20 protein-coding genes are annotated in these 22,963 nt (G+C 70.0%); 5 read left to right on the plus strand and 15 right to left on the minus strand.

Annotation, left to right across the window (positions count from 1 at the left end; all coding sequences use genetic code 11):
• Nucleotides 1-22: 22 nt before the first annotated feature.
• On the minus strand, nt 23-595 hold the full coding sequence (locus C1A38_RS07510) for a hypothetical protein (protein ID WP_199180123.1): 573 nt from the start codon (nt 593-595) through the stop codon (nt 23-25).
• Nucleotides 596-890: 295 nt separating this feature from the next.
• On the opposite strand from C1A38_RS07510, the gene C1A38_RS07515 reads away from it, so the two are divergent.
• On the plus strand, nt 891-3,191 hold the full coding sequence (locus C1A38_RS07515) for a cellulose binding domain-containing protein (RefSeq protein ID WP_102657105.1): 2,301 nt from the start codon (nt 891-893) through the stop codon (nt 3,189-3,191).
• 88 nt (nt 3,192-3,279) lie between these two features.
• Here the strand turns inward: C1A38_RS07515 and C1A38_RS07520 are convergent, their stop codons facing one another.
• Entirely contained in the window at nt 3,280-5,871 is a 2,592-nt protein-coding gene (locus C1A38_RS07520; protein ID WP_102657106.1) for a tetratricopeptide repeat protein, read from the minus strand.
• A gap of 141 nt (nt 5,872-6,012) precedes the next feature.
• Complete coding sequence (locus C1A38_RS07525) at nt 6,013-6,564, minus strand: pyridoxamine 5'-phosphate oxidase family protein (RefSeq protein WP_233196691.1); 552 nt, start codon at nt 6,562-6,564, stop codon at nt 6,013-6,015.
• A gap of 292 nt (nt 6,565-6,856) precedes the next feature.
• Here C1A38_RS07525 and C1A38_RS07530 point away from each other — a divergent pair, with 292 nt between their 5' ends.
• Nucleotides 6,857-7,063, plus strand: a complete 207-nt coding sequence (locus C1A38_RS07530) for a hypothetical protein (RefSeq protein ID WP_102657108.1) — start codon at nt 6,857-6,859, stop codon at nt 7,061-7,063.
• A 362-nt stretch (nt 7,064-7,425) separates the two neighbouring features.
• Entirely contained in the window at nt 7,426-7,779 is a 354-nt protein-coding gene (locus tag C1A38_RS07535) for a DUF1801 domain-containing protein (RefSeq protein WP_102657109.1), read from the plus strand.
• A gap of 140 nt (nt 7,780-7,919) precedes the next feature.
• On the opposite strand, the gene C1A38_RS07540 is transcribed toward C1A38_RS07535, so the two are convergent.
• The 5 genes from C1A38_RS07540 to C1A38_RS07560 form a co-directional block, all read right to left on the minus strand.
• Nucleotides 7,920-8,729, minus strand: a complete 810-nt coding sequence (locus C1A38_RS07540; protein WP_102657110.1) for a class I SAM-dependent methyltransferase — start codon at nt 8,727-8,729, stop codon at nt 7,920-7,922.
• A 161-nt stretch (nt 8,730-8,890) separates the two neighbouring features.
• Entirely contained in the window at nt 8,891-10,138 is a 1,248-nt protein-coding gene (locus C1A38_RS07545; protein ID WP_102657111.1) for a mandelate racemase/muconate lactonizing enzyme family protein, read from the minus strand.
• Between the two features lies 1 nt (nt 10,139).
• The gene (locus tag C1A38_RS07550) at nt 10,140-10,967 is read right to left on the minus strand and encodes a carbohydrate ABC transporter permease (protein WP_102657112.1); all 828 of its coding nucleotides are present in this window, start codon (nt 10,965-10,967) and stop codon (nt 10,140-10,142) included.
• Nucleotides 10,967-11,947, minus strand: coding sequence for a carbohydrate ABC transporter permease (locus C1A38_RS07555; protein ID WP_199180124.1), 981 nt, complete (start codon nt 11,945-11,947; stop codon nt 10,967-10,969). The genes C1A38_RS07550 and C1A38_RS07555 overlap by 1 nt, the downstream gene beginning before the upstream one ends.
• A 4-nt stretch (nt 11,948-11,951) precedes the next feature.
• A complete protein-coding gene (locus C1A38_RS07560) occupies nt 11,952-13,169 on the minus strand; it encodes an ABC transporter substrate-binding protein (protein WP_233196694.1) in 1,218 nt (405 codons plus the stop codon).
• A 206-nt stretch (nt 13,170-13,375) separates the two neighbouring features.
• On the opposite strand from C1A38_RS07560, the gene C1A38_RS07565 reads away from it, so the two are divergent.
• Nucleotides 13,376-14,143, plus strand: coding sequence for a FadR/GntR family transcriptional regulator (locus C1A38_RS07565; protein WP_102657114.1), 768 nt, complete (start codon nt 13,376-13,378; stop codon nt 14,141-14,143).
• Between the two features lie 60 nt (nt 14,144-14,203).
• Here C1A38_RS07565 and C1A38_RS07570 read toward each other — a convergent pair whose 3' ends face one another.
• From C1A38_RS07570 to C1A38_RS07600, 7 genes are all read right to left on the minus strand, one after another.
• Nucleotides 14,204-15,598 (minus strand): RICIN domain-containing protein, encoded by a 1,395-nt coding sequence (locus tag C1A38_RS07570; protein ID WP_102657115.1) that lies wholly within the window; start codon nt 15,596-15,598, stop codon nt 14,204-14,206.
• Between the two features lie 140 nt (nt 15,599-15,738).
• A complete protein-coding gene (locus C1A38_RS07575) occupies nt 15,739-17,307 on the minus strand; it encodes a hypothetical protein (protein ID WP_146017477.1) in 1,569 nt (522 codons plus the stop codon).
• Nucleotides 17,308-17,325: 18 nt separating this feature from the next.
• Nucleotides 17,326-17,607, minus strand: a complete 282-nt coding sequence (locus tag C1A38_RS30725) for a YciI family protein (RefSeq protein ID WP_158244864.1) — start codon at nt 17,605-17,607, stop codon at nt 17,326-17,328.
• Nucleotides 17,604-18,926 (minus strand): helix-turn-helix domain-containing protein, encoded by a 1,323-nt coding sequence (locus C1A38_RS31120; RefSeq protein ID WP_102657117.1) that lies wholly within the window; start codon nt 18,924-18,926, stop codon nt 17,604-17,606. Before C1A38_RS31120 ends, C1A38_RS30725 begins: the two co-directional genes overlap by 4 nt.
• Nucleotides 18,927-18,969: 43 nt before the next feature.
• Nucleotides 18,970-19,731: an SDR family NAD(P)-dependent oxidoreductase gene (locus tag C1A38_RS07590; RefSeq protein WP_102657118.1), complete on the minus strand. Its 762-nt coding sequence runs from the start codon at nt 19,729-19,731 to the stop codon at nt 18,970-18,972.
• Entirely contained in the window at nt 19,728-20,708 is a 981-nt protein-coding gene (locus C1A38_RS07595) for an alpha-ketoacid dehydrogenase subunit beta (protein WP_102657119.1), read from the minus strand. The genes C1A38_RS07590 and C1A38_RS07595 overlap by 4 nt, the downstream gene beginning before the upstream one ends.
• Nucleotides 20,701-21,636, minus strand: a complete 936-nt coding sequence (locus tag C1A38_RS07600; protein WP_102657120.1) for a thiamine pyrophosphate-dependent dehydrogenase E1 component subunit alpha — start codon at nt 21,634-21,636, stop codon at nt 20,701-20,703. Before C1A38_RS07600 ends, C1A38_RS07595 begins: the two co-directional genes overlap by 8 nt.
• Before the next feature lie 128 nt (nt 21,637-21,764).
• Between C1A38_RS07600 and C1A38_RS07605 the strand changes: the two genes are divergently transcribed.
• Nucleotides 21,765-22,895: a mandelate racemase/muconate lactonizing enzyme family protein gene (locus C1A38_RS07605; protein WP_102657121.1), complete on the plus strand. Its 1,131-nt coding sequence runs from the start codon at nt 21,765-21,767 to the stop codon at nt 22,893-22,895.
• Nucleotides 22,896-22,963 lie beyond the last annotated feature (68 nt).

The following is a 22,963-nucleotide window of genomic DNA, read 5'->3' on the forward strand; positions in this document are numbered from 1 at the left end:
ACACCGTTGGCTCCCGAGTCGCTCAGGGAAGCAGCCGGCGCCCCTCCCAGGTTCCGTGTTCGGACAACGGGCGGAATCGCATGAACGCGGACTCGTGGTGGAAGTCCCGACGATTCTGTTCGACCATGGCGACGGCGTGCGTGTCAGCCTGTGGAACGGCGCTACGGCCGTGGACCATGTCGGTCATCTCGCGGACGCTGCGCCAGATCGTGAAGGTGGAGAAGGTGTGGGGCGGGCGCATCGCTGCGGTGGCGAAGGTGGCGCCAGGGTGGCTGGCGACCAGGCGTTCGACCGGCCGCCCCCACTTCAGGAACCGGGGCAGTTCGAAGAGCTTGAGCCGGGCGAGGGTGACGGCCACCATCGGCTCCTCCGGATCCCACCGGCCCGCCTGCACCGGTAGGCCGGCGAGCGCGGCCACCTCGCCGTACCGCCGCAGGTACTGCAATCGCACATGCCATCCGGCGGCGAGCCGCCGTCCCAGCGCGTCGTCTGCGAGGAACCGTTCCAACGCCGATTCATCGTCCCACTCGGCGAACATCGCCAGGCGTCGCAGCTGCATCCGTTCCACCGACAGCACCGGGGAACCGAGTCGCATGAGCGGGAAACATTCGGCATGCCGCAGCCCAGCCGCCCGAGGCCCACGACCCAGGGTGCGCAAGGTCAAGGCCGGCGGAAGCAGTGCGAGATGAAACGAATGGATCATCGGCCCATCATTACAGCCCGCCGCACCCGCCTCCCGTGCGTCACATGGCGGGGAGTGCCAGCACCACGAAGGCGTTTATGGGTTTGTATGGGATTTCCCCACCCTGTCCCCCACCGCGCGACCCTCCTCAGCAAGACCCGCCCGCAGACGAGCGCCAGGCGGTTTCACAAGCGTTGGGGAGGAAACGATGCTGAGATTGCTACCGCGAAAACGTCGAGCACAACTCGGGCTGGTCGGCGCCACGATCGCGGCTGTCCTACTGACGATGGGAGTCGTCCACGCCGGCAGTGAAGCGGAGCAACCCGCCACGCAGGAGAATCTCCTGGCCTGGCATGCGCAGATCGTCGAGGCCCCGCGGCCATCGCTGGACGGGTGCTTCGACGCGACCTATCCCAAGGTGGTGTGGCGGGAGACCGCGTGCGTGGACCAGCCGGCGATCCCGATGTCCCCGAACCGTGTACCGGCTGCGCGGAGGGACATCGGTGGTGGCACCGGGATGGGCATCGTGACGGAGCGACCCGCGGATGCCGGTGACATCACCAGGGCGACCGGCACGTTCGAGGATGTCAAGGACAAGGACCTGCTGACGGTGAACTCCTCCCCGACCAGCGGGCCGGTGATGGCGAACAGCTACACGCTCCAGCTCAACACCAACCGCCTCAAGGTCAGGGAGTGCGCCAGTTCACCGACTCCCGCGCTGTGTGAGGGCTGGAAGCAGTTCATCTTCGCCAACACCCCGCAAACCGTTCCGAATGAGCCACCCAGCCGTCTCTACATCGACTACTGGTTGCTGGCTTACAACCCGGATGCGAGCCAGGGCAAGCCCTGCCCGAACGACTGGACTGAGGTCCCGGACGACGGCGAGGTCCACTGCTGGCTGAGGCGCGAGAGGGCGGCGGGCCCGCTTCCCTACGTACCGATCAGGAACATCGCACTTCCGGGCTTCAAGCTGGAAGCGCAGACGCAGACGATCGGCGCGGACACCGTCGTCGACGTGGTCACGTTCAACGATGGGAACCAGAACGCCGCCTCGACGTCCAGTTCGGATGTCCTTCACGTCGTGCCAGGGGAGCCGCTGCCGGACCAGGCGGGACCGGGATGGACGCAGGTCGAGTTCAACGTGTTCGGCTTTGGCAACGGATCCACAGCCGTCTTCAACAAGGAGGCCGACTTCAACCTTCGCACGACGATAGTCGACGGCAGTCCGAAGGCGCCCGAATGCAAAGACGTCGGCTACAGCAAGGAGAGGAACAACCTCAACTTCGCCAAACCGAGTGCGACCCCCACATCGCCGGCGCCAGCCCTCATCATCAACCAGGCAGCCAAGAATCGGGAGCTGGCGGGCTGCAGGGCCGCCGTCGCCGTCGGCGACACTCACCAGTACACCTTCGCCGGTACGTACTACGACTTCCAGGCTACGGGTGACTTCGTCGAGGCACGGGCCGGTACCACGTTCGAGGTGCAGACACGCAAGAAGTCTGGCGCCCCGACCTGGCCCAACGCATCGATGAACCAGTCAGTCGGCGTGCGGATGGGCAACACCAGGCTGGCGGTGTGCGCCGGGACCCGTCTGGTCGTGAACGGAGTCGACACCAACCTGCCCTCCGGCGAATCACTGCTGCTTTCCACCGGAGTGGCGATCGACCGGGTGGGAAACGTCTACACGTTCAGGGACCCGTCCGGCAACCTCGTCCGCAGCACCGCCATCGCCGGCACCGTACCGTACGTGAACCTGGGCATCAGCCTGGGCTCCGAGACCCCGGCGGTGCGCGGCCTGCTGGGCAACCACAACGGTGACCCCCACTTCCTCGAAGCCAGCAACGGCGACCCCCTGCGTGTGCCGCCCTCCTTCGCCGACCTGTACGGGGTCTTCGGCAACAGTTGGCGGGTCAGCCACACCACCTCACTGTTGCGCTTCTGCGAAGCCGTCGGCGTGGGCAACCCGGCAGAGTCGTTCTACTCCCACAGTCTCCCCGCGAATGTTCTTCAGCCGGCGAAGGAGTACTGCGTCACGCTACGTCTCGAGCCGATGTGGAATGTCTCGTGCGAGCTGGATGTCGCCGTACTTGGCCGGCAGGCTGCTGACATCTTCGTCGGACTTCCCAAGGCCGCGGTGGACGGCAACCCCGCACCACCATCCCCTTCCCCCTCGCCCACCGGAGGCAACGGTGCCTGCCGGATCGCCTACACAGCCAACTCCAACGCGGCGTCCGCCAGCTTCACCGGCAACGTGACCATCACGAACACCAGCAACACTCCCGTGAACGGGTGGACTCTGACTTTCTCGTTCACGAACGGGCAGCGGATCACCAGCAGTTGGAACGCCAACGTGACGCAGTCCAACGCGTTGGTGACGGCACGGAACCTCAGCCACAACGGCACGCTCGCACCCGGCGCCTCCACGTCGTTCGGCTTCCTGGGCAATAGCGGCATCTCCAACCCGCCACCGGTGGGGTGGACGCTGAACGGCTCCCCCTGCACCACCTGACCCACGGGGGGTCGGTCATTCTCGACCACTCCCGTAACGCGAGATCCCCGGGTTGGGAGCCACCGGGCGGGCTTCCCGGGGATCTCGCTCAGGTGTGGATGCCGGCGTTGTCGAGGGCGGCGAGGCAGGCGCGGATCTGGTCGACCTCGGGCGTACCGAGGTCCGTGAAGATGGCGAGGGCGTGGTGGTAGTGAGCACGGACCTCGTCGAGATGGCCGAGGGCGCGGTGGGCATTGGCCAGCCCAGTGTGGGCGCGGGCCTGCTGGTCGCGGGCACCGATCTCGGCGGCGATCCGCTGCGCGGCGGTGTGATGGCGATGAGCGTCGGCGGGGTGGCCTGCGGCGAGCGCGGCCTCGCCGATGCCGTTGAGCGCGTACGCCTCGCCGTGCCGGTCGCCGGTCGTCCGCAGGATCGTCAGGGCCTGTTGGTGGTACTCGGCGGCCTTGGCGGGCTCGCCGCGAGCAGCGTGGAGGGTGCCCAGCCCATCCAGCGTCCAGGCTTCGCCGTTGCGGTGGCCGGCATGACGAAACAGGACAAGCGCCTGGGCCAGGCTTTCGGCGGCCGCCCCATGCCGGCCCAACCGCGTGTCGACCTCCGCGAGGTTGACAAGCGACACCGCCTCGCCGGCCCGGTCTCCGGTCTCTCGGAACAGGGCGAGCGCCTGCCGCAGGTGCGTGGCGGCCTCGCCGTACCGACCCGCCTTCTGTTCGATGTCGCCGAGGTTTGTCAGCGTGCGGGCCTGACCGACCTTGTTGCCGGCTCGCCGGTGCAGGATCTCGCCCTGCGCGAAGTGGGCGGCGGCCTCGCGATAGCGGCCGAGCCGCTGTTCGGCGATGCCGAGGTTGGTCCGGGTCCGGGCCTGCCCGGGAGCGTCGCCGGTCTGTTCAAACAGGCGTAGAGCCTCGGTGAAGTGTTCGGCTGCGGCTTGGTGCTGGCCGCCCCAGAGGTAAGCGACGCCAAGGTCGGCGAGGGCGTGGGCCTGTTCGGTGACGTCGTCGATGCGGCTGGCGGCACGGCGGGCATGACTGTGGACGGTGATGGCGTCGCTGTTGTGGCCACCGGCGAAGTACTGGACCAGGACGCGGGAGAGCCGGATGGCGTGGGCGGGCCAGTCGTGGGTGGCGGCGTGGGCCACGACGGTGACCAGGGCTGGCCGTTCGGTGTCGAGCCAGATGCGGGCGGTGTCCGGGTCGGTCAGCTCGGGGACGCAGGTACCGGACGGGGCGACGTGGGGTCGAAGATGCGCCTGGGCGGGGTGCAGAGCGTCCATCGCGGAGGCGGCCGTGGCGAGATAGTAGTCGAACAGGCGGGTCAGGGCGGCGCGACGGTCGCGTGGGCGGACCTCGTCGTGGGCTCGGGTGGTGGCGTACGTGCGGACGAGGTCGTGGAAGGTGTACCGGCCCGCGTTGGACTGGTGCAGCAGGTGGTCGCGGCACAGGCGGTCCAGATGGGCACGGGTGACCTCGATGTCGGCGCCGGTCAGGGCAGCCGCAGCGTAGGCGTCGCTGTCCTGCCCGGGGTGCAGCGCGAGCAACCGGAGCAGCTGGCGCTGGTCGGCGGGCAGGCGGTGGTAGGACAGGTCGAGGGCGAGCTCGACACCGGTTTCCAGGCGTCGCTGGTCGTGGCGTTCGTCGAGCCGGTCGGCGTGATCGGTGAGGGTCCAGTCGGGTGTGGCGCGCATGTGTCCGGCCGTCAGATCCAGCGCCAGCGGCAGGTAGCCGCAGCGCCGTGCGATACGGGCGGCAGCGGTGCGATCGTCGCCCACCGGGACCTGGCCAGCGGCGTGGGCCAGGTATCGAACGGCCTCGTCCGCTGCGAACACGTCGATCACCAACTGCGTGGCCGAGGGCAGGTCGGACAGGCTTCGCCGGCTGGTGATCACGGTGAGACAGCCGGGCACCTCGGCGAGCAGCGGGCGGAGTTGGTCGAGGTCGGCGGCGTTGTCCAGCACGATCAGGGTGCGGGTACCGGCGAGCCGGTCACGGTAGGCCGCGGTGCGGGCCTCGAGAGCGTGGGGGATGCGCTGCGGCGGTACACCGAGCAGCCGCAGAAAGCCGTCCAGGACGGCGGCCGGGTCCGCTGGAGGTCGAGCGGGGTCGGGGTGAAATCCGCGCAGGTTGACGAAAAGCGCCCGATCAAATTGACGTTCCCGGATGAGGATATGCCCGGCGTGAATGGCGAGCTGGGTCTTACCGACGCCGGCCATTCCCTCTATCGCCGAGATCGCCACCGCGCCGTTGCGGCCGAGAGCGCGGCGGAGCTGATCGAGTTCGGCGGTACGACCGGTGAACCCGGCCAGGTCGGGTGGAAGCCTGTCCTGGACCTGCACCACGACGGCGGCCAGGGCCTCCCCGCCGACCACCCGCAGCGCCTGGCGCCACTGGTGCACGTACCCCTCGTCCGGGTGCAGTGCCTGCACGACTGCGGTCACGAGGTCGGTGTTCAGCCGCCGCCGACCGGGTTTGAAGCAGTCCACGACCGTGGGCCGCTTGGCCAACTCGCCGGTCGGGCGACCGGCGGCCCGCCACGCGTTGTTGACCTGGCCGGTGATCCATTCGTAGGACGGGTTTCCCGCCCAGACCTTCAACGACCGCAGCCCTGCGACCAGCTCATCCAGCGTGCGGGCCCGACCCGGGTCGGGCATTGCGGCGGACGCATCCTCCGCTCGGGTAGCGGTCATCGACAGTCCCACATATACATTGACGCTCAAGAATGTTTAGCTCATTGTAGCCGCGCCGACGCGGAGGGGGTGCCCCCTACGAAGGGCGGCCCCCCGCCTGGATCACCAGCACCCCACCCGAAGGCGAGACCGTGCTGTGGGTCAGGGCTTGGACGTCACGGTGAGCTTTGCGATGTCTGGGGCATAGACGGTCATCCAGTGCGGATGCAGCCGGTAGTAGACCACGTCGTTGTCCCAGTCGAAGAGGTCGTCGCCGTAGAAGTCCTTCAAGTACGCGAGCACGTCCGGCCAGTCCCTGGCCTGGTCGCCGTTGCGGGGGTTGAGGATCTCCACCGTGCCGTGCGTGAAGACGCCGAGATCCTCACCGCGCATGTGTGCGGCGCTGACGGCGGGCCGCGCCGCGAGGTGGCGCGCCTTGGCGGCGTCGGGCGCCGTGCCGAAGTACCACTTGCCTCGCAGGAAGTGCCCGTCGACACCGCTGATCCGCGGCTCACCCTTCGCTGTCACGCTGGACAGAGCGAGCGTGCACATGCCGGTGAGGACCTGGGTGAGCTGCTCCGCGTTCAGTGTGCGCGCGGAGTTGATGATCGAGCGAAGGTGAGACGTGGAGCGGGCGAGGGAGGCGTCAAGCAGGGCTTGGAGTTCTTCGAGATCTTGTGGGGTTTCGCGCATGGAGGCCTTGTCTCTCCGCATCTATCTGTGCCGTGGTCCGCGCCTATCACCGGCGCCGACCGATGAACCCATGCTCCACCCAAAACCTGACACCTTGCGTCATGTTTCTTCAACTCGCCTGCGGACGCCAGCGGCAGCCGGCCTGACAGACCGGCGGCGCGACGTGACGGCTCCCGACCGGCCTGGATGGTTTACTCGGGCAGTCGGTCCCGACTCGGGTCAGCCTGCCCGCTACCGTCTGCGTATCGCGGCGGCCACGCTTCCAGACCCGCCGCGATACAGCCCAGTCCTGAAACAGCACGAGGAGACACCCATGACCGACGCCACCAGCGACGCCGATCCCACCGCCGACGCCGAAACGGACACCGAGGAACAGCCACAGCCCTTCGAGAACCGCGCGGCACGCCGGTCCAAGGGCAAGGCCACCGCCAACCACACCGGGGGTACCCCGAGCCGCGTCCACGGCCGCTCCGGCACGGTGCAGAGTCCTCGCCAGTACGGCAACCGTCGAAGCGGCTGACTCCGGACCTCCTGGTAACGGCCGCTCCAGTAGTTGTGGCCGCTACCAGTGTCCAGCCGCAGCCGCAGGTTCGTTTGCAAGGCGGGGCCTCATCCGCCCATCGGTACGTTCGACGTGGGGTTCCGGATCCCCCGTCATGCTCCGTGGCGCCCTGTCCGAGGCAGACCCGGACGACCACGCCGCGGCGGATCCGTTAGCCTGACTGCGGTGGTCCGCCACCGACTGCGCTTCCACGTGACAGACCACGTGAATCATCGCGGAGAGACCTGAGCAGTTCAGGACATGTCCGGGTGGGGTGCGGCGCACTGTTGCGCCGACTTCATACCGCCGGTGCCCGACATCGGCAGACGAAAGGACATGACATGTCGTCGAAGGACGAAAAGAACCTGACGCAGGTGGTCGACAGGATCTCGAAGATGGACGAGCCGACCCGTTCGACGATGCAGCGGGTGCACGACATCATCATGGCCGCGGCCCCAACCCTGAAACCGCGCATCTGGTACGGCATGCCCGCCTACGCGAAGTCGGCGAGCACACCCGCGCTCATCACGCTGCGCATGGACGAACGATTGAACCTCGCGATCACCGAGAAGGCCACCTTCCGCGCGGCAGGCGGCGCGGACGGTGGGCTGATGCCCGCCGCGTGGTACTTCGAGACGGTGGATGCCGTCACTGAGAGGCGAATCGCCGAGATCGTCCGCTCCGTGGTCGACTGATCGTCTGCACCCCTGTCCCGGGATGAGGGTGGACCGCACCTCGGCACGACCGGGCGTCGGCGTGACCCTTCTGTCGGTGGCCGCCTCACAGCCAGCGACTGGGGTCGACGACGCATGTCCTGGCCGAGCGAGCGTCTCCGTCAGGCCCGGCAGACGATCTCGCCGTGCAGCACGGCGAACCAGGCATCCGCTGCTTCGGCCCACTCCCGCCAGCCATCCGAGATGTTGCGTAGGTCCTGCGCCGCGGCGACGCCTGCGGCCAGCACCTGTCGGGCCAGGTCCGAATTCAGGATCCGCTCGGCCCACATCCCGCCCCACCATTGCCGGTCCTCCGGCGTGGCGAAGCACCAGGTGCTCGCCGTCGCCCTGACGTCGGTGAATCCGGCGGCGTGCGCCCAGGAGAGCAGACGCCGCCCGGCGTCCGGCTCGCCTCCGTTGGCGCGGGCGGCCTGCTGGTACAGGGCGAGCCAATCGTCGAGCGCCGGCACGCGAGGAAACCAGGTGAACGCCGCATAGTCGCTGTCCCGCGCGGCGACGATGCCACCGGGACGGCAGACCCGGCGCATCTCGCGCAGCGCCTGGACCGGATCGGCGACATGCTGAAGCACCTGGTGGGCGTGGACGACGTCGAACGTACCGTCGGGGAGATCCAGCGCGTGCACGTCGGCGACCGCGAAGTCGATGTTGCCCTGACCACGGGCGTCGGCCTCGGTGCGGGCGAGTTGGAGTGCGTCGTCGGTGATCTCGACGGCGGTGACTCGTCCGGGTGCGACGCGGGCGGCCAGGTCGACGGTGATGGTGCCCGGTCCGCAGCCGACGTCGAGCACCGACGTGCCCGGCGCGAGGTGCGGCAGCAGGTACGCCGCCGAGTTCTCGGCGGTACGCCACCGGTGTGAGCGCAGCACCGACTCGTGGTGTCCGTGGGTGTAGACGTTCGGCGCGGCCGGCATGCACGAATCCCCTCGATCGACTACCGCAACCGTAACCATCCATCCCATTATTCGGTAGAGAATTCCCATGATATGAACTCTGCCGACCGAGACCCGTACTGCCACCAGCGCCGAGCGCCGCAGCCCCGTTGCCGCACCGTCGGCCGCAGCGGCAAGGACGCTCATGACGCCACCGTCCGGTGGATCTGTCCGTCGGGCTCGTGGTTGTCACGGGACGCTGGGGTGGGTGCCGCGACGGGCCACCGCCGATGGGGAGGTACCCCGTCGGCCTCCGCCAGCAGGCGGCGTCCGGCCTGCTCCGGCCGTACGTTCGGGCTGTCACCCGGGTGGGCCTGCGGACGTCGGCCGGCGGCGGCGATCACCCGCTCGTCGACGTGGATGCCGAGCCCCGGCGAGTCACCGAGGACGAAGGCACCGTCCTCGACGTGCAGGTCGACGGTGAGGCCGACCGGTGGACGCAGATCCTGCAGCTCGCTTGTCAGGTGGTTCGGCACCGAGGTCGCCGCGTGCAGCAGCCCGACCGGGCTGTTGCCGATCGGGCTGATCGGCAGGTCGTGCGCGTGGGCCAGGGCCGAGGCCCGCAGGAAGTGCGTGACACCCCAGACGGCGGCCGTCTGGACGATGTCGACCGCGCCGGCGGCGATCAACGGGCGGTACTGTTCGAGCCCGGTGAGGTTCTCGCCGGTGGCGACCGAGGCGCGGATGCCCCGGCCGACCGTGGCAAGACCTTCGGCGTCCCAGCGTCGGACGGGTTCCTCGATCCAGATCAGGTCCAGCACGCGTTCGATCTCGCTGACGTGTCGGACCGCCTGTTTGCGGGTCCACGCCTCGTTGACGTCGAGCATGAGACCCGGCCTGCCGCCCTGACCGGCCTCGGTCAGCACGTCCCTGATCAGGCACAGCCGGCGCCGGTCACGCTCGATGTCCAGGCCGCCCTTGAGTTTGGCGGCCCGTAGGCCGTACTGGGCGTACTCCTGGTATGCCATGACCAGTTCGTCGTCGGTGAGGCCGATGTCGAGACCGGACGCGTAGGCCGGGACCCGCCGGTCACGGCCGCCGAGCAGCCGCCACAGCGGCTCACCGGCGGCCTGCGCCTTGATGTCCCACAGGGCGGTGTCGAGCGCGCCGATGGTGCCGAAGACCGGGCCCGCGTGCCCGGCCTTGAAGGTGTGCCGCAGCATCCGGTCGTAGAGCGTGGTGACGGCGCGGGGATCCTCGCCGTCGATCGCCGCGAAGATCCGTTCGATCTCCACGGACGGGCCGATGCCCACTCCGCGGATGCCCTCGTCGGTGTCGACGACGACGATCGGCACCGGGACCACCCCGTCGGCGAAGACGCCGTTGGCGTCGCCGACGGGGCGCCCCCATTCCTGCACAGTGGTGAGCGTCCGATATCCGGTGATCCGCATGTCAACCCTTCGTGGAGCCGGCGGCGACGCCGTCGGCGATCTGGCGCTGGAGGAAGAGGTAGACCACCAGTACGGGGATGGCGGCGATCAGCACACCGGACGCGAAGGTGGGGATGTCGTCGGAGTACTGCCCCCGCAGCGAGGTCACCCCCACCATCAGCGTGCGGTGTTCGGCCGACGGCATCATCACCAACGACATGAGTACGTCGTTCCAGCAGAACAGCGCGTTGAGGATGCCGACGGACAGCAGCGCCGGTGTGCCCAGGGGCAGCATGATCCGGCGGTACGCGCCGTAGATGCTGTTGCCGTCGATCCGGGCCGCGTCGATGATCTCCGGTGGCACGCCCCGGTAGTAGCTCGTCATCAGAAAGACGGTGAAGGGCAGGAACTGCGCCACGTAGACGAGGATCAGCCCCGGGTACGTGTCGATGAGCGCCGTGTCGGCCATGATCCGGGCCAGCGGCACCATGATCACCTGGAACGGCACGAACAGGCCTGCGAGGCAGCCCAGGAACAGCGCCGACGAGCCGCGGAAGCGCAGTTGGCTCAGGGCGAAACCGGCCATCGAGCCGAGCAGCAGCAGCAGGATCACCGACGAGGTCACCACGACCAGCGAGTTGACGAAGTAGCGGCCCATCCCGACGCTGGTCCACGCCGTACTGATGTTCTCCCAGCGCAGGGCATCGGTGAGGGCGAACCGGTCGAGGATGTAGTCGCGTCGGGTCTTCATCGCCACGTTGGCGGTGAACAGCAGGGGGTAGATCGTCGCCAGGGCCAGCAACGACATCGGAAGGGCGATCAGCCATCGCCCGCGTCGCAGGTGGGACATCAGCTCTCCTTCCCCGCCCGCCTGAGCAGTTGGATCTGCAACAGCCCGACGACGAGCATGATCACGAAGAGCACGGTCGAGGCCGCCGAGGCGAGGGCGGGGCGGTTCATCTGGCCCTGCTGGATCCAGATGTAGTACTCCGGCAGATACGTCGAGCCCTCGGGGCCGCCGCTGGTCATCACGTAGAGCAGGCCGAACATCGAGGTCAGCATCCCGATCATCGTGGTCACGAAGACGAACTGGATGGTCCGGGACAGACCTGGGATGATCACGTGCCGGATCACCTGTGGCAGCGACGCTCCGTCCACCCGGGCCGCGTCCAGCAGGGCGCTGTCCAGCGTCGCGAAGCCGGCCAGGAAGACCACCAGGGACATGCCGAACGTGGCCCAGACGTGCACCCCGACCACCACGAACATGGCGATGTCCGGGTTGCCCAGCCAGTCGGTCGGCGGGACGCCTACCGCGCCGAGGACGGCGTTCACCGGGCCGTCGAAGGCGAGCAGTAGGTTGAAGATCGCGCCCACGATGACCGGGGAGAGCACCGCGGGGAAGAAGTAGACGCTGCGGTAGACGCGGTGACCGGGCACCCGCAGGTAGATGAAGGTGGCCAGCAGCCCGGGGATCGCCACCGCCACCGGCAGCAGCAGCACCAGCCACCCGACGTTGCCCAACGCGGTACGGAACAGCGGGTCCGTCAACAGCTCGCGGTAGTTGTCGATGCCCACCGCCGTTCCGTTGCGTGTCCCGTCGCCGGTGAAGGAGAAGTTGACGCCGAGCAGCAGCGGGTAGAGCCGCAGCAGCACGATGATCAGTACTGCCGGTGCGACCAGGATGTAGGGGGCGAGGCGCTCGGCCCGCAGGCCGCCGCCGCTGCCGGCGCGGCGCGCAGGGCGGCGGCGGGCGGCGGGGTCGACCGCCGGACCGTCGGTCCGACCGGCCAGAGCCGGTCGGACCGACGGCTGCGTGTTTCCGATCGGCACGCGCTCAGCCCGCCTGGTCGGAAGCGGCCAACTGCTTCACCACCTCGTCGACGGTGATCGAGCCGCTGAGCAGCTGCTGGGAGAGCCGCCCCATCAGGTCGATCGTCTTGGAGGAGAGCGCCACGTGCAGGGCCGGCTTGCCGCCCTTGAGCTCGGAGACGATGCCGGCGACGGCCGCGCCGCCCTGGGAGACGTCGATGGTGGTGTCGGCCGCGACCGCGCCGGCGTCGGCGTAGAACGCCTTGAGCGCGTCGGTCGAGGTCAGGGAGCGCACCAGGTCGGCGGCGATCTTGGGGTCCTTCGTCCACTTCGCGACCGCGTACCCGATGCCGCCGTCGTAGGCCAGGCTGGGCGTGGTGCCCTCGGTGACCACCGGCGCGCTCATCACGCCGAGGTTCTCGGGGGTGAGGAACTCGTTGAAGTCCTTCCAGTGCCCCACGTCGGACATCAGTCCGATGATGTGGGCGGCCTTGCCGGACTGGAAGATGGCGAAGGAGTCGTTGAACATGGCGGTCGAGTTGGCACCGTCGTTGTTGAGGCCCGCCTCGCCGGCCTCCTTCCAGAGCGCGAACACCCGCTTGACGTTCGGCGAGTTCCAGTCACGCTTGCCGGCGATCCAGTCGTCGTACTCCTGGGCGGTGAGGATGCCCGAGCCCAGGGCGGAGAGCCAGAACTGGATGCCCACGCCTTCCTTGTTGCCCAGGGCGAAGCACTTGGCGCCGGCCCGGGCGATGGCGGTGCAGTCGGCGAGGAACTTGCTCCAGGTGGTGGCCGGCGTCGCCGGGTCGAGCCCGGCCTTGGCGTAGAGCGCCTTGTTGTAGTAGATGGGGTGGCCCTGCAACGTCACCGGGCCGGCATAGGTCTTGCCGTCGGAGGTGAAGGCGTCCCAGCCGGCCAGCCGCTGCTTGTCCTCGGCCACGTACTCGTCCAGCGGCACCAGGGCGTCCACCCGGTCGCGGATCTGGCCACCGCCGTTGAAGAGCATGACGTCCGGGCCCTTGCCGGCCTGGATCGCGGCACCGAGCAGGGTGTAGTACTGGTCGAAGGGCTGCGCGACGAACTCGACCGTCACGTCGGGGTGCTTCTTGGCAAAGTCGGCCTTTGCCTTGTCGAGGTACTGTGCGGCGGAAGCCTCGCCCGACTTCCAGTCCCACACCACCAGTTTGTCTGCGGAGCCGCCGGAGGAGTTGCCCGATCCGGTGGCACTTCCGCAGCCCGCCATCGTCACCAGTCCGACAACAAGGGCGGCTGACCATAACGCGCGCTGTTTCATCGTTGTTCACCTCTGAACGGGGTTGGCTGACGGCCCGGCCGCCACGCCGACAATCGATCGATGGAACGTAACTCGTATGACGTCTGATGGTCAACAGGCGGGACGTACACTGATCTCTTGGACGTCGTGCCACGGCAAAGCAAATCGGAGGGGACATGACGCCACCGGAGACGACCCTCGAAGGCCTCGTGACCCCGGCCTGGGTCCGGCGACCCACAAACCTCGCCAGGGCGGTCACCGCCGAGCTGGTGCAGCGAATCGTCCGTGGGGTGCACCCCTCCGGCACGGCCCTGCCACCGGAACCGGTCCTCTGCGAGACCTTCTCGGTGAGCCGCACCGTGGTGCGGGAAGCGGTGAAGGTGCTCCAGGAGAAGGGCCTGGTGCAGGTCCGCCAGGGTGCCGGCACGATGGTCACCCCGCAGTCGATGTGGGACATGCTCGACGAACTGGTCCTGGCGGCCACCATCGCCGAGGACGACAGCCTCGCCATCCTCGACGACCTCGTGGTCACCCGGCGGCTGCTGGAATCGGACATGGCCCACGTCGCCGCCCGGCAGGCCGACCAGGAGACCCTCGACCGGCTCCGCGCCCTGGTGGACCGGATGGACGAGCTCGTCGACGACCAGGTCGCCTACCACGACCACGACCGGGCCTTCCACGACGTGATCATGCAGGCCTCGGGCAACCGCATCGCCCGTGGCGTCGTACGGTCGCTGGAGAGCCAGGTCGTCAACACCGCGCGCTACATGGGCCGGACCCAGCGTTCGCTGTGCGTGGCGTCCAACCGCGGGCATCGCCGCATCTACGAACGGATCGCCGCCCGGGACCCCGAGGGTGCCGCCGAGGCGATGTTCACCCACATCACCGAGGCGTGGCTGGTCCGCCGCAAGGGCTCCGGCAAGGTGCCCCGGCTCCAGCGCTGATCGACGACCGGGCCGCCGCCACCCGTCGTGCAACGGGTGGCGGCGGCCGGCCGGCGCAGGTCAGGAGAACTGGGCGAAGAACCGCCAGATCTCACCCTTGGTCCAGGTGGTGACGCCGCTCTCGGCGTAGGTGCCGTCCACCGGGCCGGGCATGTGCCCGTTGTCGAAGGCGGCCCACTGCACCGGGTAACCCGCCCGGCAACCGGAGTACGCGGTGGTGATGTGGGTCCGGCTGCCGGCCCCGGGCTCCGGCGGGTTCTGCGCGGTGCATCCGTTGTTGCGGACGAAGGTGTCGCGCAGCGACCGCCCCTGGCCGATGCTCAGCACGTTGTCCGAGATGCCGTGCAGACCGAAGTACGCGATCGGCTGCGAACCCCCGGAACAGCCGCTGATCTGCGCACCGGCGATCACCGCAACGGCCCGGAACACGTCGGCCCGGGCACAGGCGAGGGCGTAGCTCATGCCGCCACCCCAGCTGAAGCCGAGCGCGAAGCGCTGGCGCGGGTTGACGCAGAGGGCACTCTCGATGTGCCTGATCATGTCGTCGACGAAGACGACGTCCTCACCGCCGGCGTTGCCCCAGCCGTTGCCGAGCCCCTGCGGGGCGACCAGGATGGCCGAGTTGTTCGACTGTTCCTGCTGGCCGTAGTAGGACCAGGCGGCGCCGCTGGTCCCGCCCGAGGAGACGTCCTGCATGGTGCCGCCACGCCAGTGGAAGCCGAAGATCAACCGGTAGGGGTTGTTCTGGTTGTAGTTGGCGGGCACCCGCAGGATGAACGACCGGCTCTTGCCGCCGCTGGAGATCGTGTGCGTGCCGCTGTTCAGGGTGGGCGCCTTGCCGCAGCCCGTACCGCCCGTCGGTGGTGGCGGTGTGCTGCCCCCGCCGTCGACGCGGACGAGTTGCCACTGCTGGTTGGCGCCGTTCCAGTCGGCGTACTGCACGATGTTGCCGCCGTCGGCGGTGGACGCGCCCTGCACCTCCACGACCTTGTTGCTGTGCCGGCTGATCAGCCGGACGTGACCGCCGTCGGAGTCGGCCAACCGGAACTGCTGGTTGGTCCCGTTGTGGTCCGACCACTGCACGATCGCGGCGCCGTCTGAGGTCGAGAAGTTGTAGACGTCGAGGACCTTGCCGGAATGCCGGGACTTGATCCGGTAGTAGCCGCCGCCGGAGTCAACGAACTGCCACTGCTGGTTCGCGCCGTTGTTGCGGGTCCACTGGCTGATCCGCGCGCCGTCACCGGTCGCCGAGGCGTACAGATCCAGCGCCTTGCCGCTGTTGCGGTTCACCAGGACGTACCAGGCGTTGGTGTCAGGCGTCGCCGCGGCGGCCGGGGCGGCCTGCACGGCGACGAGTGTGCCGGCGGTCAGGACGGCGGCAGCGACCGCCGCCAGTCCCGACCGCCATCTGCGGCGTGGTGGGGAGGCGGGACGAGCCTCACCGATGACGTTCATGGCCGACTCCTTCGATCGGGGACTCACCCGGGGCGTGCGCCCGAGCGGGCCCGGCCGCGCCGGCATGGTGGTGGCGCCGGCCGGGCAACCCAGCCATCGAAAGTTAACTATGAAAACGTCATACGTCAAACGACAGAGGTCTATCCGGCCGAGTGCGCGTGCCGGGCCGCCCGCTCGGCCAGCCACAACCAGCGTCGCTGCACCTCGCCGCTGGTGGCGGCGACCATCGCCAGGGCGTCGCCGCGCACCTTGCCCAGCGCGTCGGCGTCGGCCGCCGGGTCGTCGAGCAGGGCCGCGCCGTCGCGGAACGCCTCCGCCTCGGCCGAACCGCCGAACCGGGGGGCCACCTCGTCGCGCCAGAAGTCGGCCCAGGCCAGCTCCGGGTTCCAGGAGAACCGGGCGTACGCCAGGTAGCTGACCTCGTTGGTCGGGTGGTACGCGGACGCCTCGGCGAAGATGGTCAGCCCGCGCATGCCGGCGGCGGCGGTCCGGGTCGCCATGTCGGTGTACATCTCCGGCACCCAGGAGTGGCGCTGCCGGTTCCACTGCGACCCGGCGTGGGTGCGCAGCACGTTGGTGGTGTGCGGCAGCGCCGCCACGTGCTCGGCGGTCAGCCGCTCCCGGTTGTCGTACCAGAAGCCCCGGTTGATGCAGTACTGGTAGGCCACGTCGTCGGGCAGGTCGGCCAGCGGACGCTGCGCGTCCAGGTCGAAGATGTTGTCCCAGTACACCTCGACCAGGTGCCGCAGCGGCACCCCGGCCGGGCCGGTACGCCGGGCGGTGTCCAGCAGCGTCGGATACACCGACCGCATCGCCTCGTACGACCAGGAGGTGCGCTCGCCACCGGTGTGCGCGGTGCAGCGCGCGCAGGCGCAGCTGCCGTAGTCGCCGGTCTCGAAGTTGATCCCGCCGACCGGCAGGGTGTCCAGCAGCCAGTCGATGGCGTCGCGGTTCCAGGCCAGGTTCTCCGGCTGCGACGGGCAGGCGGCCATCATGTACTCGCTGGCCGGGAAGTGCAGGTCGCCGAACTCGTCGATGTCGAAGCCGACCTTCTTCGGCAGCTCCGCCGCCAGGTCTGGGCGCTGGCGCAGCCAGGTGGCGAGGTTGTACCGGTGCCGGCCGTCGAAGTAGACGCCGCCGTAGGCGTTGATGCCCACCCCGGCGATGATCCGCACACCCCGGGCGTTGGCGTACTCGCACAGGTCGCGGGCCGCGTCGACGCCGCCGTGGGCGTCGCGCAGCAGCCCGTACACCACGATCCCGCCGATGCGTTCGGCGCTGCAGAAGTCCACCAGCCGCCGGTAGTCGGCACCGAAGGCGTCGGCGCCCTTGGCGTACGGGTTCAGCGCGCCGATCTCCTGCAGGCCCAGTTGACGCAGGTCCCAGTTGGTGGAGTGGTCCCAGGTCCAGAGGGTGCGCAGCGGCAGCCCGGGGGCGCTGTCGTAGGTCCCGACGGGCAGCCCGTCCGGGGTGGCCCGGCCCAGCAGGTCCCGCACGCCGTAGATCAGCCCGGCGAACGGGTCACCGACGATCCGGATCTCCCCGGTGGCCGGCACCTCGACCCGGAAGCCGCCCTCCGGCAGGGCCGGGTCGGGCGTGAGCCGTACCGGCTCCGTGCCCTGCCCCAGCGCCTCGGCCAGCAGCGTGGCCGCGAACGGCGCGTGTTCGGCGCCGAGCACCCGGACGCCGGAGAACGGACGGTACGACATCATGACCTCCCGAGGGACTCAAGGGGTGGCGGCGAGGTAGTCGACGACGTCGATGGCCGTCCACACCCCGTTGCGCCAGTAGGGATCGTGTTCGACGAGGGCGCGGGCCGCCGCCGCGTCGGCCGCCCGCAGCACGAGCACGGAGGCGCGCAGGTTGGCGTGGGCTCCGGCGATCAGGGCGGTGCCGTCGGCCAGCAGGTGCCGCACGTACGCCAGGTGGGCGGCCCGGTGCGGCTCGCGGCGCACGGCGGCGTCGGCGGCGAACCTGGCGGTGACCAGCCAGGTCTGTTCGAATCTCACGCGTCCGCCCCGATCGCGCCGACGAGACGTTGCAGGGCCACCCGGTAGACGGTCTGCGGCCGGCCCGCGCCGGTGCTGACGTGCACCCCGACCTCCTCGGCGAACCCGGCGGCGCGCAGCGCCTTGAGCAGCCGGCGCGCCGATCGGGCCTCCACCCCGTACGCGTCGGCCAGTCCTCGCGCGGTCACCTGGTTCGGGTCCATCTGGTGCAGCGCCTCCAGCAGCCGCCGGGTGGACAGCGGCCCGAGACGCAGTTGCTCGGAGACGCGCAGCACGCCGGGGGCGGTCTCGCGCAGCCGCTGCTTGACCGCGCTGCCCCGGGTGGAGTAGATCTCGCCGTCCGGGAAGACCACGTGCGTGTCGCCGCCGCCCCGGCCCAGGGCGAGGGCCTGGCGGGCGTTGGCCTCGGCGGCGGCGATGGTGGTGCCGGCGCCGAAGCCGACGGTGTGTTCCCCGTCCACCCCGCGCAGGGTGAGCAGAGAGGCGTGTCCGGCCCGGTGCCGGGCGATGGCGCTCTCCACGGTGCCCCGGGTGGTGGTGATGACCAGGGTGCGGTCGTCGATGGTGTTGAGTCGCCCGCGCATCCGCTCGGCGTGCTCCAGCAACGCCTCACGCAGCCGCAGGCGCTGTCGTTCCGCCTGGTACGGGTCCTGCGGTCGGCTGGCCGACTCGGCCACCTCGATCATCATCACCGCGATCTGGGTGGCCCGGGACTGGCGTACCTCGGCGGCGAGCCAGGCCCGGCGCAACGCGTCGCGGACCGAGGCGCGGGTGTGCTCGACGCGCCACACCGGCACCCCGCGTTCGCGCAGCTCCCGGTGCACCGCGCCGAGGCAGGTCAGGCACGCCTCGACCGCTCCGGACTCGTACCGCTCGCGGTGGTAGGCGGTGACCTCGGCCAACGACGACAGCAACAGGCCGGACGAGTCGGCGATGGGCAGGATCTCGGTGGGCGGGACCAGGTCGATGTCGTGGTACGTCTCCCGGACGGTGTCCGCCTCGATGGTGTCCACACTGACCCGGGGCAGCTGGCCGGCACCGGCGAGCAGCATCCGGGACAGGGTGCGGTACAGGTCGATCCCGGCGTGCCGGATGTAGTCGATCTCGGCGCGCAGCCCACCGGCCGCGGCGGCGAAGCTGTACGGGATGCGCCCGGTGAACAGCAGCACCTGGCACACGTCGTCCAGCTCGCGAGCCAGCTCGGGGGCCTGCTCCGGGTCGGTGTACGTGCGGACGCTCACCTCCTCCGCGCGGCCTTCCCCGGCTGCCACCTCCTGCACGAGCCGGATCGAGTCCTCCGGGCCGATGATCCCGATCACGCTGCCGCCTCCACGTCGTCGCCCTGTCTGCCGGTCGGGCTGCTCAGCCGGTGTAGACGGTGCCGGCGATGCCGGCGCTGGCCGGCGAGGCCAGCAGCACCAGCACCGACGCCACGTCCTCGGGGCGGCCCAGGGCCGCCTCGATCCGGGCGACCTGGGCACCGTTGACGCCGTTGGCCCGCGCCTCGTCCAGCGACCGCCGCATCAGCGGGGTGTCGATGTCGCCGGGGCACAGGGTGTGCACCCGAATCCCCTGTGGACCGAGGTGCCGGGCCAGCGTCAGGGCCAGGCCGTGCAGTCCTCCCTTACTCGCGCCGTAGGGTACCGATCCGGATCCGGTCAGCACGCCGGCCTTGGAGCCGACCAGCACCAGCACCCCGTCACCGCCGCCGAGGTGCCGTACGGCGTGCTTGGCGACGAGGAACGGCCCGGTGAGGTTGACCGCGATGACCTGCTGCCACAGCTCCAGTGGCAGGTCGGCAAGCTCGGTGCCCTGACCTCGCATGACGCCCGCGACGTGCAGCACCGCGTCGATTCCGCCCAGCTCGGCGGCGACCGCGTCGAGTGCCGCGGACACCTGCGCCTCGGCGGTCACGTCGACCGGATGGGCGCAGGCGGTCGCCCCGGCGGCTCGGGCCTGCTCGGCGGCGTCGGCCGCACCGGCGGCGTCGGCGTCGAGCACGGCGACGGCCGCGCCGGCCGCGGCAGCGGCCCGCACGGTGGCCAGCCCGATGCCGGAGGCACCGCCGACGACGACCACCCGACGGCCGGTGAGCAGGCCGGCCGCCGGGGCGACGCCGGTCACCGGTTGACCGTCCGCCGGACCGCCTCGACCACGTGCGCCGCCTCGGGTACGACGGCCTTCTGCAGCGCCGGTGCGGCGGGCATCGGCACGTCCGGCGCGGCCACCCGGGCGACCGGGGCACGCAGGTCGGTGAAGCACTCCGACGCGGCCCGTGCGGCGATCTCCGCACCGAACCCACCGGTCAGGTTCGCCTCGTGGGCGACGACAAGCCGGCCGGTGCGGGAGATCGAGGCGCCGACGGTCTCGAAGTCCAGCGGGTTGAGCCAGCGCAGATCGATCACCTCGGCCTCGATGCCCTCGGCGGCGAGTTCGTCTGCGGCAGCCAGTGCTGCCGGGACCATCCGGGACCAGGCCACCACTGTGGCGTCCCGGCCGTCGCGGACCACCCGGGCCCCGCCGACGGGCTCGACCGGCGCGTCGGTGCGGACCGGACCGCGGGTCGGGTAGAGCATCCGGGCCTCCGCGACCACCACCGGGTCGTCGCTGACCACGGCGGTCCGCAACATCTGGTACGCGTCGTCCGGGGTGGACGGCAGCGCCACCCGCAGACCCGGGGTGTGCGCGAGGTACGCCTCGATCGACTGGGAGTGCTGGGCGCACGCGCCCGGCGAGTACCCCTGCTGCATCCGGATCACCAGCGGCGCCTTCCACCGGCCGGCGCTGGAGTAGCGGATGTTGGCGATCTGGTTGACGATCTGGTCCATCGCCACGAAGGTGAAGTCGGCGTACATGATCTCGGCGATCGGCCGCAGGCCGGTCATGGCCGCGCCGAGCGCCATGCCGAGGAATCCGGTCTCCGAGATCGGGGTGTCGAAGATCCGCTCGGAGCCGAACCGCTTGTGCAGGCCCTTGGTGGCGCCGAACGGGCCACCGGGCAGGGCGACGTCCTCACCGAAGTAGACGGTGTCGGACCGGCTGTCCAGTGCCCAGGTGAGCGCGGCGTTGACGGCCTGGATGTACCGCAACGACTCAGACATAGACGTACTCCTTGACGGTCGCCGGGTCCGGGTACGGCACGGCGCGGGCGGCGGCGATGGCGGCCTCGACCTCGGCGGCCACCTCGGCGTCGATGACGTCGAGGCGGGCGGCCAGGTCGGCGTCGGCGGCGGCACGGATGCGGGCCAGCGGCTCGCGTTCCCGGGCGGCTGCCACCTCACCGGCCGGCCGGTAGTGCTGCGCGTCGCCGCTGTAGTGACCGACGAGGCGTTCGGTCATCGCCTCCACGATGGACGGACCGGAGCCCTCCCGGGCGCGGGTGACCGCCTCGCCGACCGCCTCGGCGACCGCGTCGGGGTCGTTGCCGTCGACGACCCGGCCGGGGATCCCGTACCCGGCGGCCCGCTCGGCGAGTTGACGGACGCGGACCATGTCCTCGATGCGGGACATCTCCGAGTAGACGTTGTTCTCCACCACCAGGACCAGCGGCAGATCGAGCACGGCGGCCATGTTGAGCGCCTCGTGCACGTTGCCCTGGTTCATCGCGCCGTCACCGATGCTGACCACCGAGACCGCACCGCTGCCGGTGCGCTGCGCGGTGAGCGCGGCGCCGGTGGCGATCGGCACCCCGGCGCCGACGATCGAGTTCTCCCCCACGAACCAGCGGCCCGGGTCGGACAGGTACGGCGAGGCGGCCCGGCCGCCGTTGACGGCCGAGTCGCGGCCCATCATCTCGGCGAACAGTCCGGCCATGTCCACGCCGCGGGCCAGCGCCCAGCCGTGCCCCCGGTAGGTCGCCGTCACGTAGTCACCGTCGCGCAGTGTGCGCGCGGCACCGACCGGGATGGCTTCCTGCCCGTTGCACAGGTGGATCGAGCCCGGGATCTCGCCGGCGTCCTTGAGGGCGGTAAGCCGCTCCTCGAACCGGCGGATCCGGGCCATCGCCCGGTAGTCGTCCGGCAGACCCATCACACCCCCTGAAGATTTAGAGCCCTATTCCGGCTCGTTCGGATTGGAGCCTAGACCAGGGGCGTCATGCTATGGAAGAGTGCAGGAGCAAGTTTGTGGCCGTTATAGGTCTCTAATTTGGGGGCAGCATGGAGATCACTGCCGTCGAGTCGGTGGTGCGGGGCGACGCGCACTTTGTCGCGATACACACGTCGACCGGGCTGGTCGGCGTCGGACAGTCCGCCTGCTGGGGCTATCCGGGTGCCGTGCACGCGGTCGTGGAGACGTTCCGCCCGTACCTGCTCGGCGCCGACCCGAACCGGATCGAGCACCACTGGCACCACCTCTACCGGATGGGTCCGTTCCGGGGATCGGTGCTCACCGCCGCCGTCTCCGCGATCGACCTGGCCCTGTGGGACCTGCTCGGCAAGCGCCTGGAGGTGCCGGTCTGGCAGTTGCTCGGCGGCCGGGTGCGCGACCGAATCCGGCTGCACCTGCTGCTGCCCGGCACCGGCGCACAGGCCCTCGCCGAGCAGGCTGCCGCGGCGGCCGCCGACGGGTTCACCGCGGTGAAGTTCGACCCGCTGCCGGCCAACTACGGTGACCTGTCGCTGGCCCGGCTGGTCGCCGAGACCGAGGCGACCACCGCCGCCGTCCGGGACACCGTCGGCCCCGACGTCGACCTGCTCATCGAACTGCACCGCAAGCTCACCCCGTTGCAGGCCGAGGCCGTGGTGCCGGCGGTCGGCCGGTTGCATCCGCTGCTGGTCGAGGACCCGATCCAGATCGACAGCGTGAGCAGCCAGGCCGAGGTGACCCGCCGGGCGCTCGGGGTGCCGATGGCCAACGGGGAACGGCTGCACACCATCTGGGAGTTCAAGGAACTGCTGGCCCAGGGCGGCGCCCAGTACGTCCGTCCCGACCTCGGTCTGGCCGGCGGAATCAGCCACGCCCGCAAGATCGCCGCACTGGCCGAGTCGTACCACGCGGCCGTGGTCAGCCACAACTGCCTCGGGCCGCTGCTCACCATGGCCTCGGTGCAGCTGGACACCGCGATCCCCAACTTCGTGACCCAGGAGTACTCCCCTCTCGACGACACCCTCGCCGACGGCCCGGCCCGCGCCTGCGTACGCCGCCAGGGCGGTTTCCTGCCGGTGCCCGAGGCGCCCGGCCTGGGCGTCACCCTGGACCTCGCCGACGAGACCCCGCTGGACCTCACCGGCCGCCCGCTGACCCGCATCCCCTACCGCGCCGACGGCTCCGTCGCGTACGCGGTGTAAGGAAGGGCACCTTATTAACGCCTGCGGTAGAGCACGGGCCCCTTGTTAACACCGTGCGCCGGATCGCC

It is taken from the genome of Verrucosispora sp. ts21 (genome assembly GCF_002879555.1).
Classification (GTDB): domain Bacteria; phylum Actinomycetota; class Actinomycetes; order Mycobacteriales; family Micromonosporaceae; genus Micromonospora; species Micromonospora gifhornensis.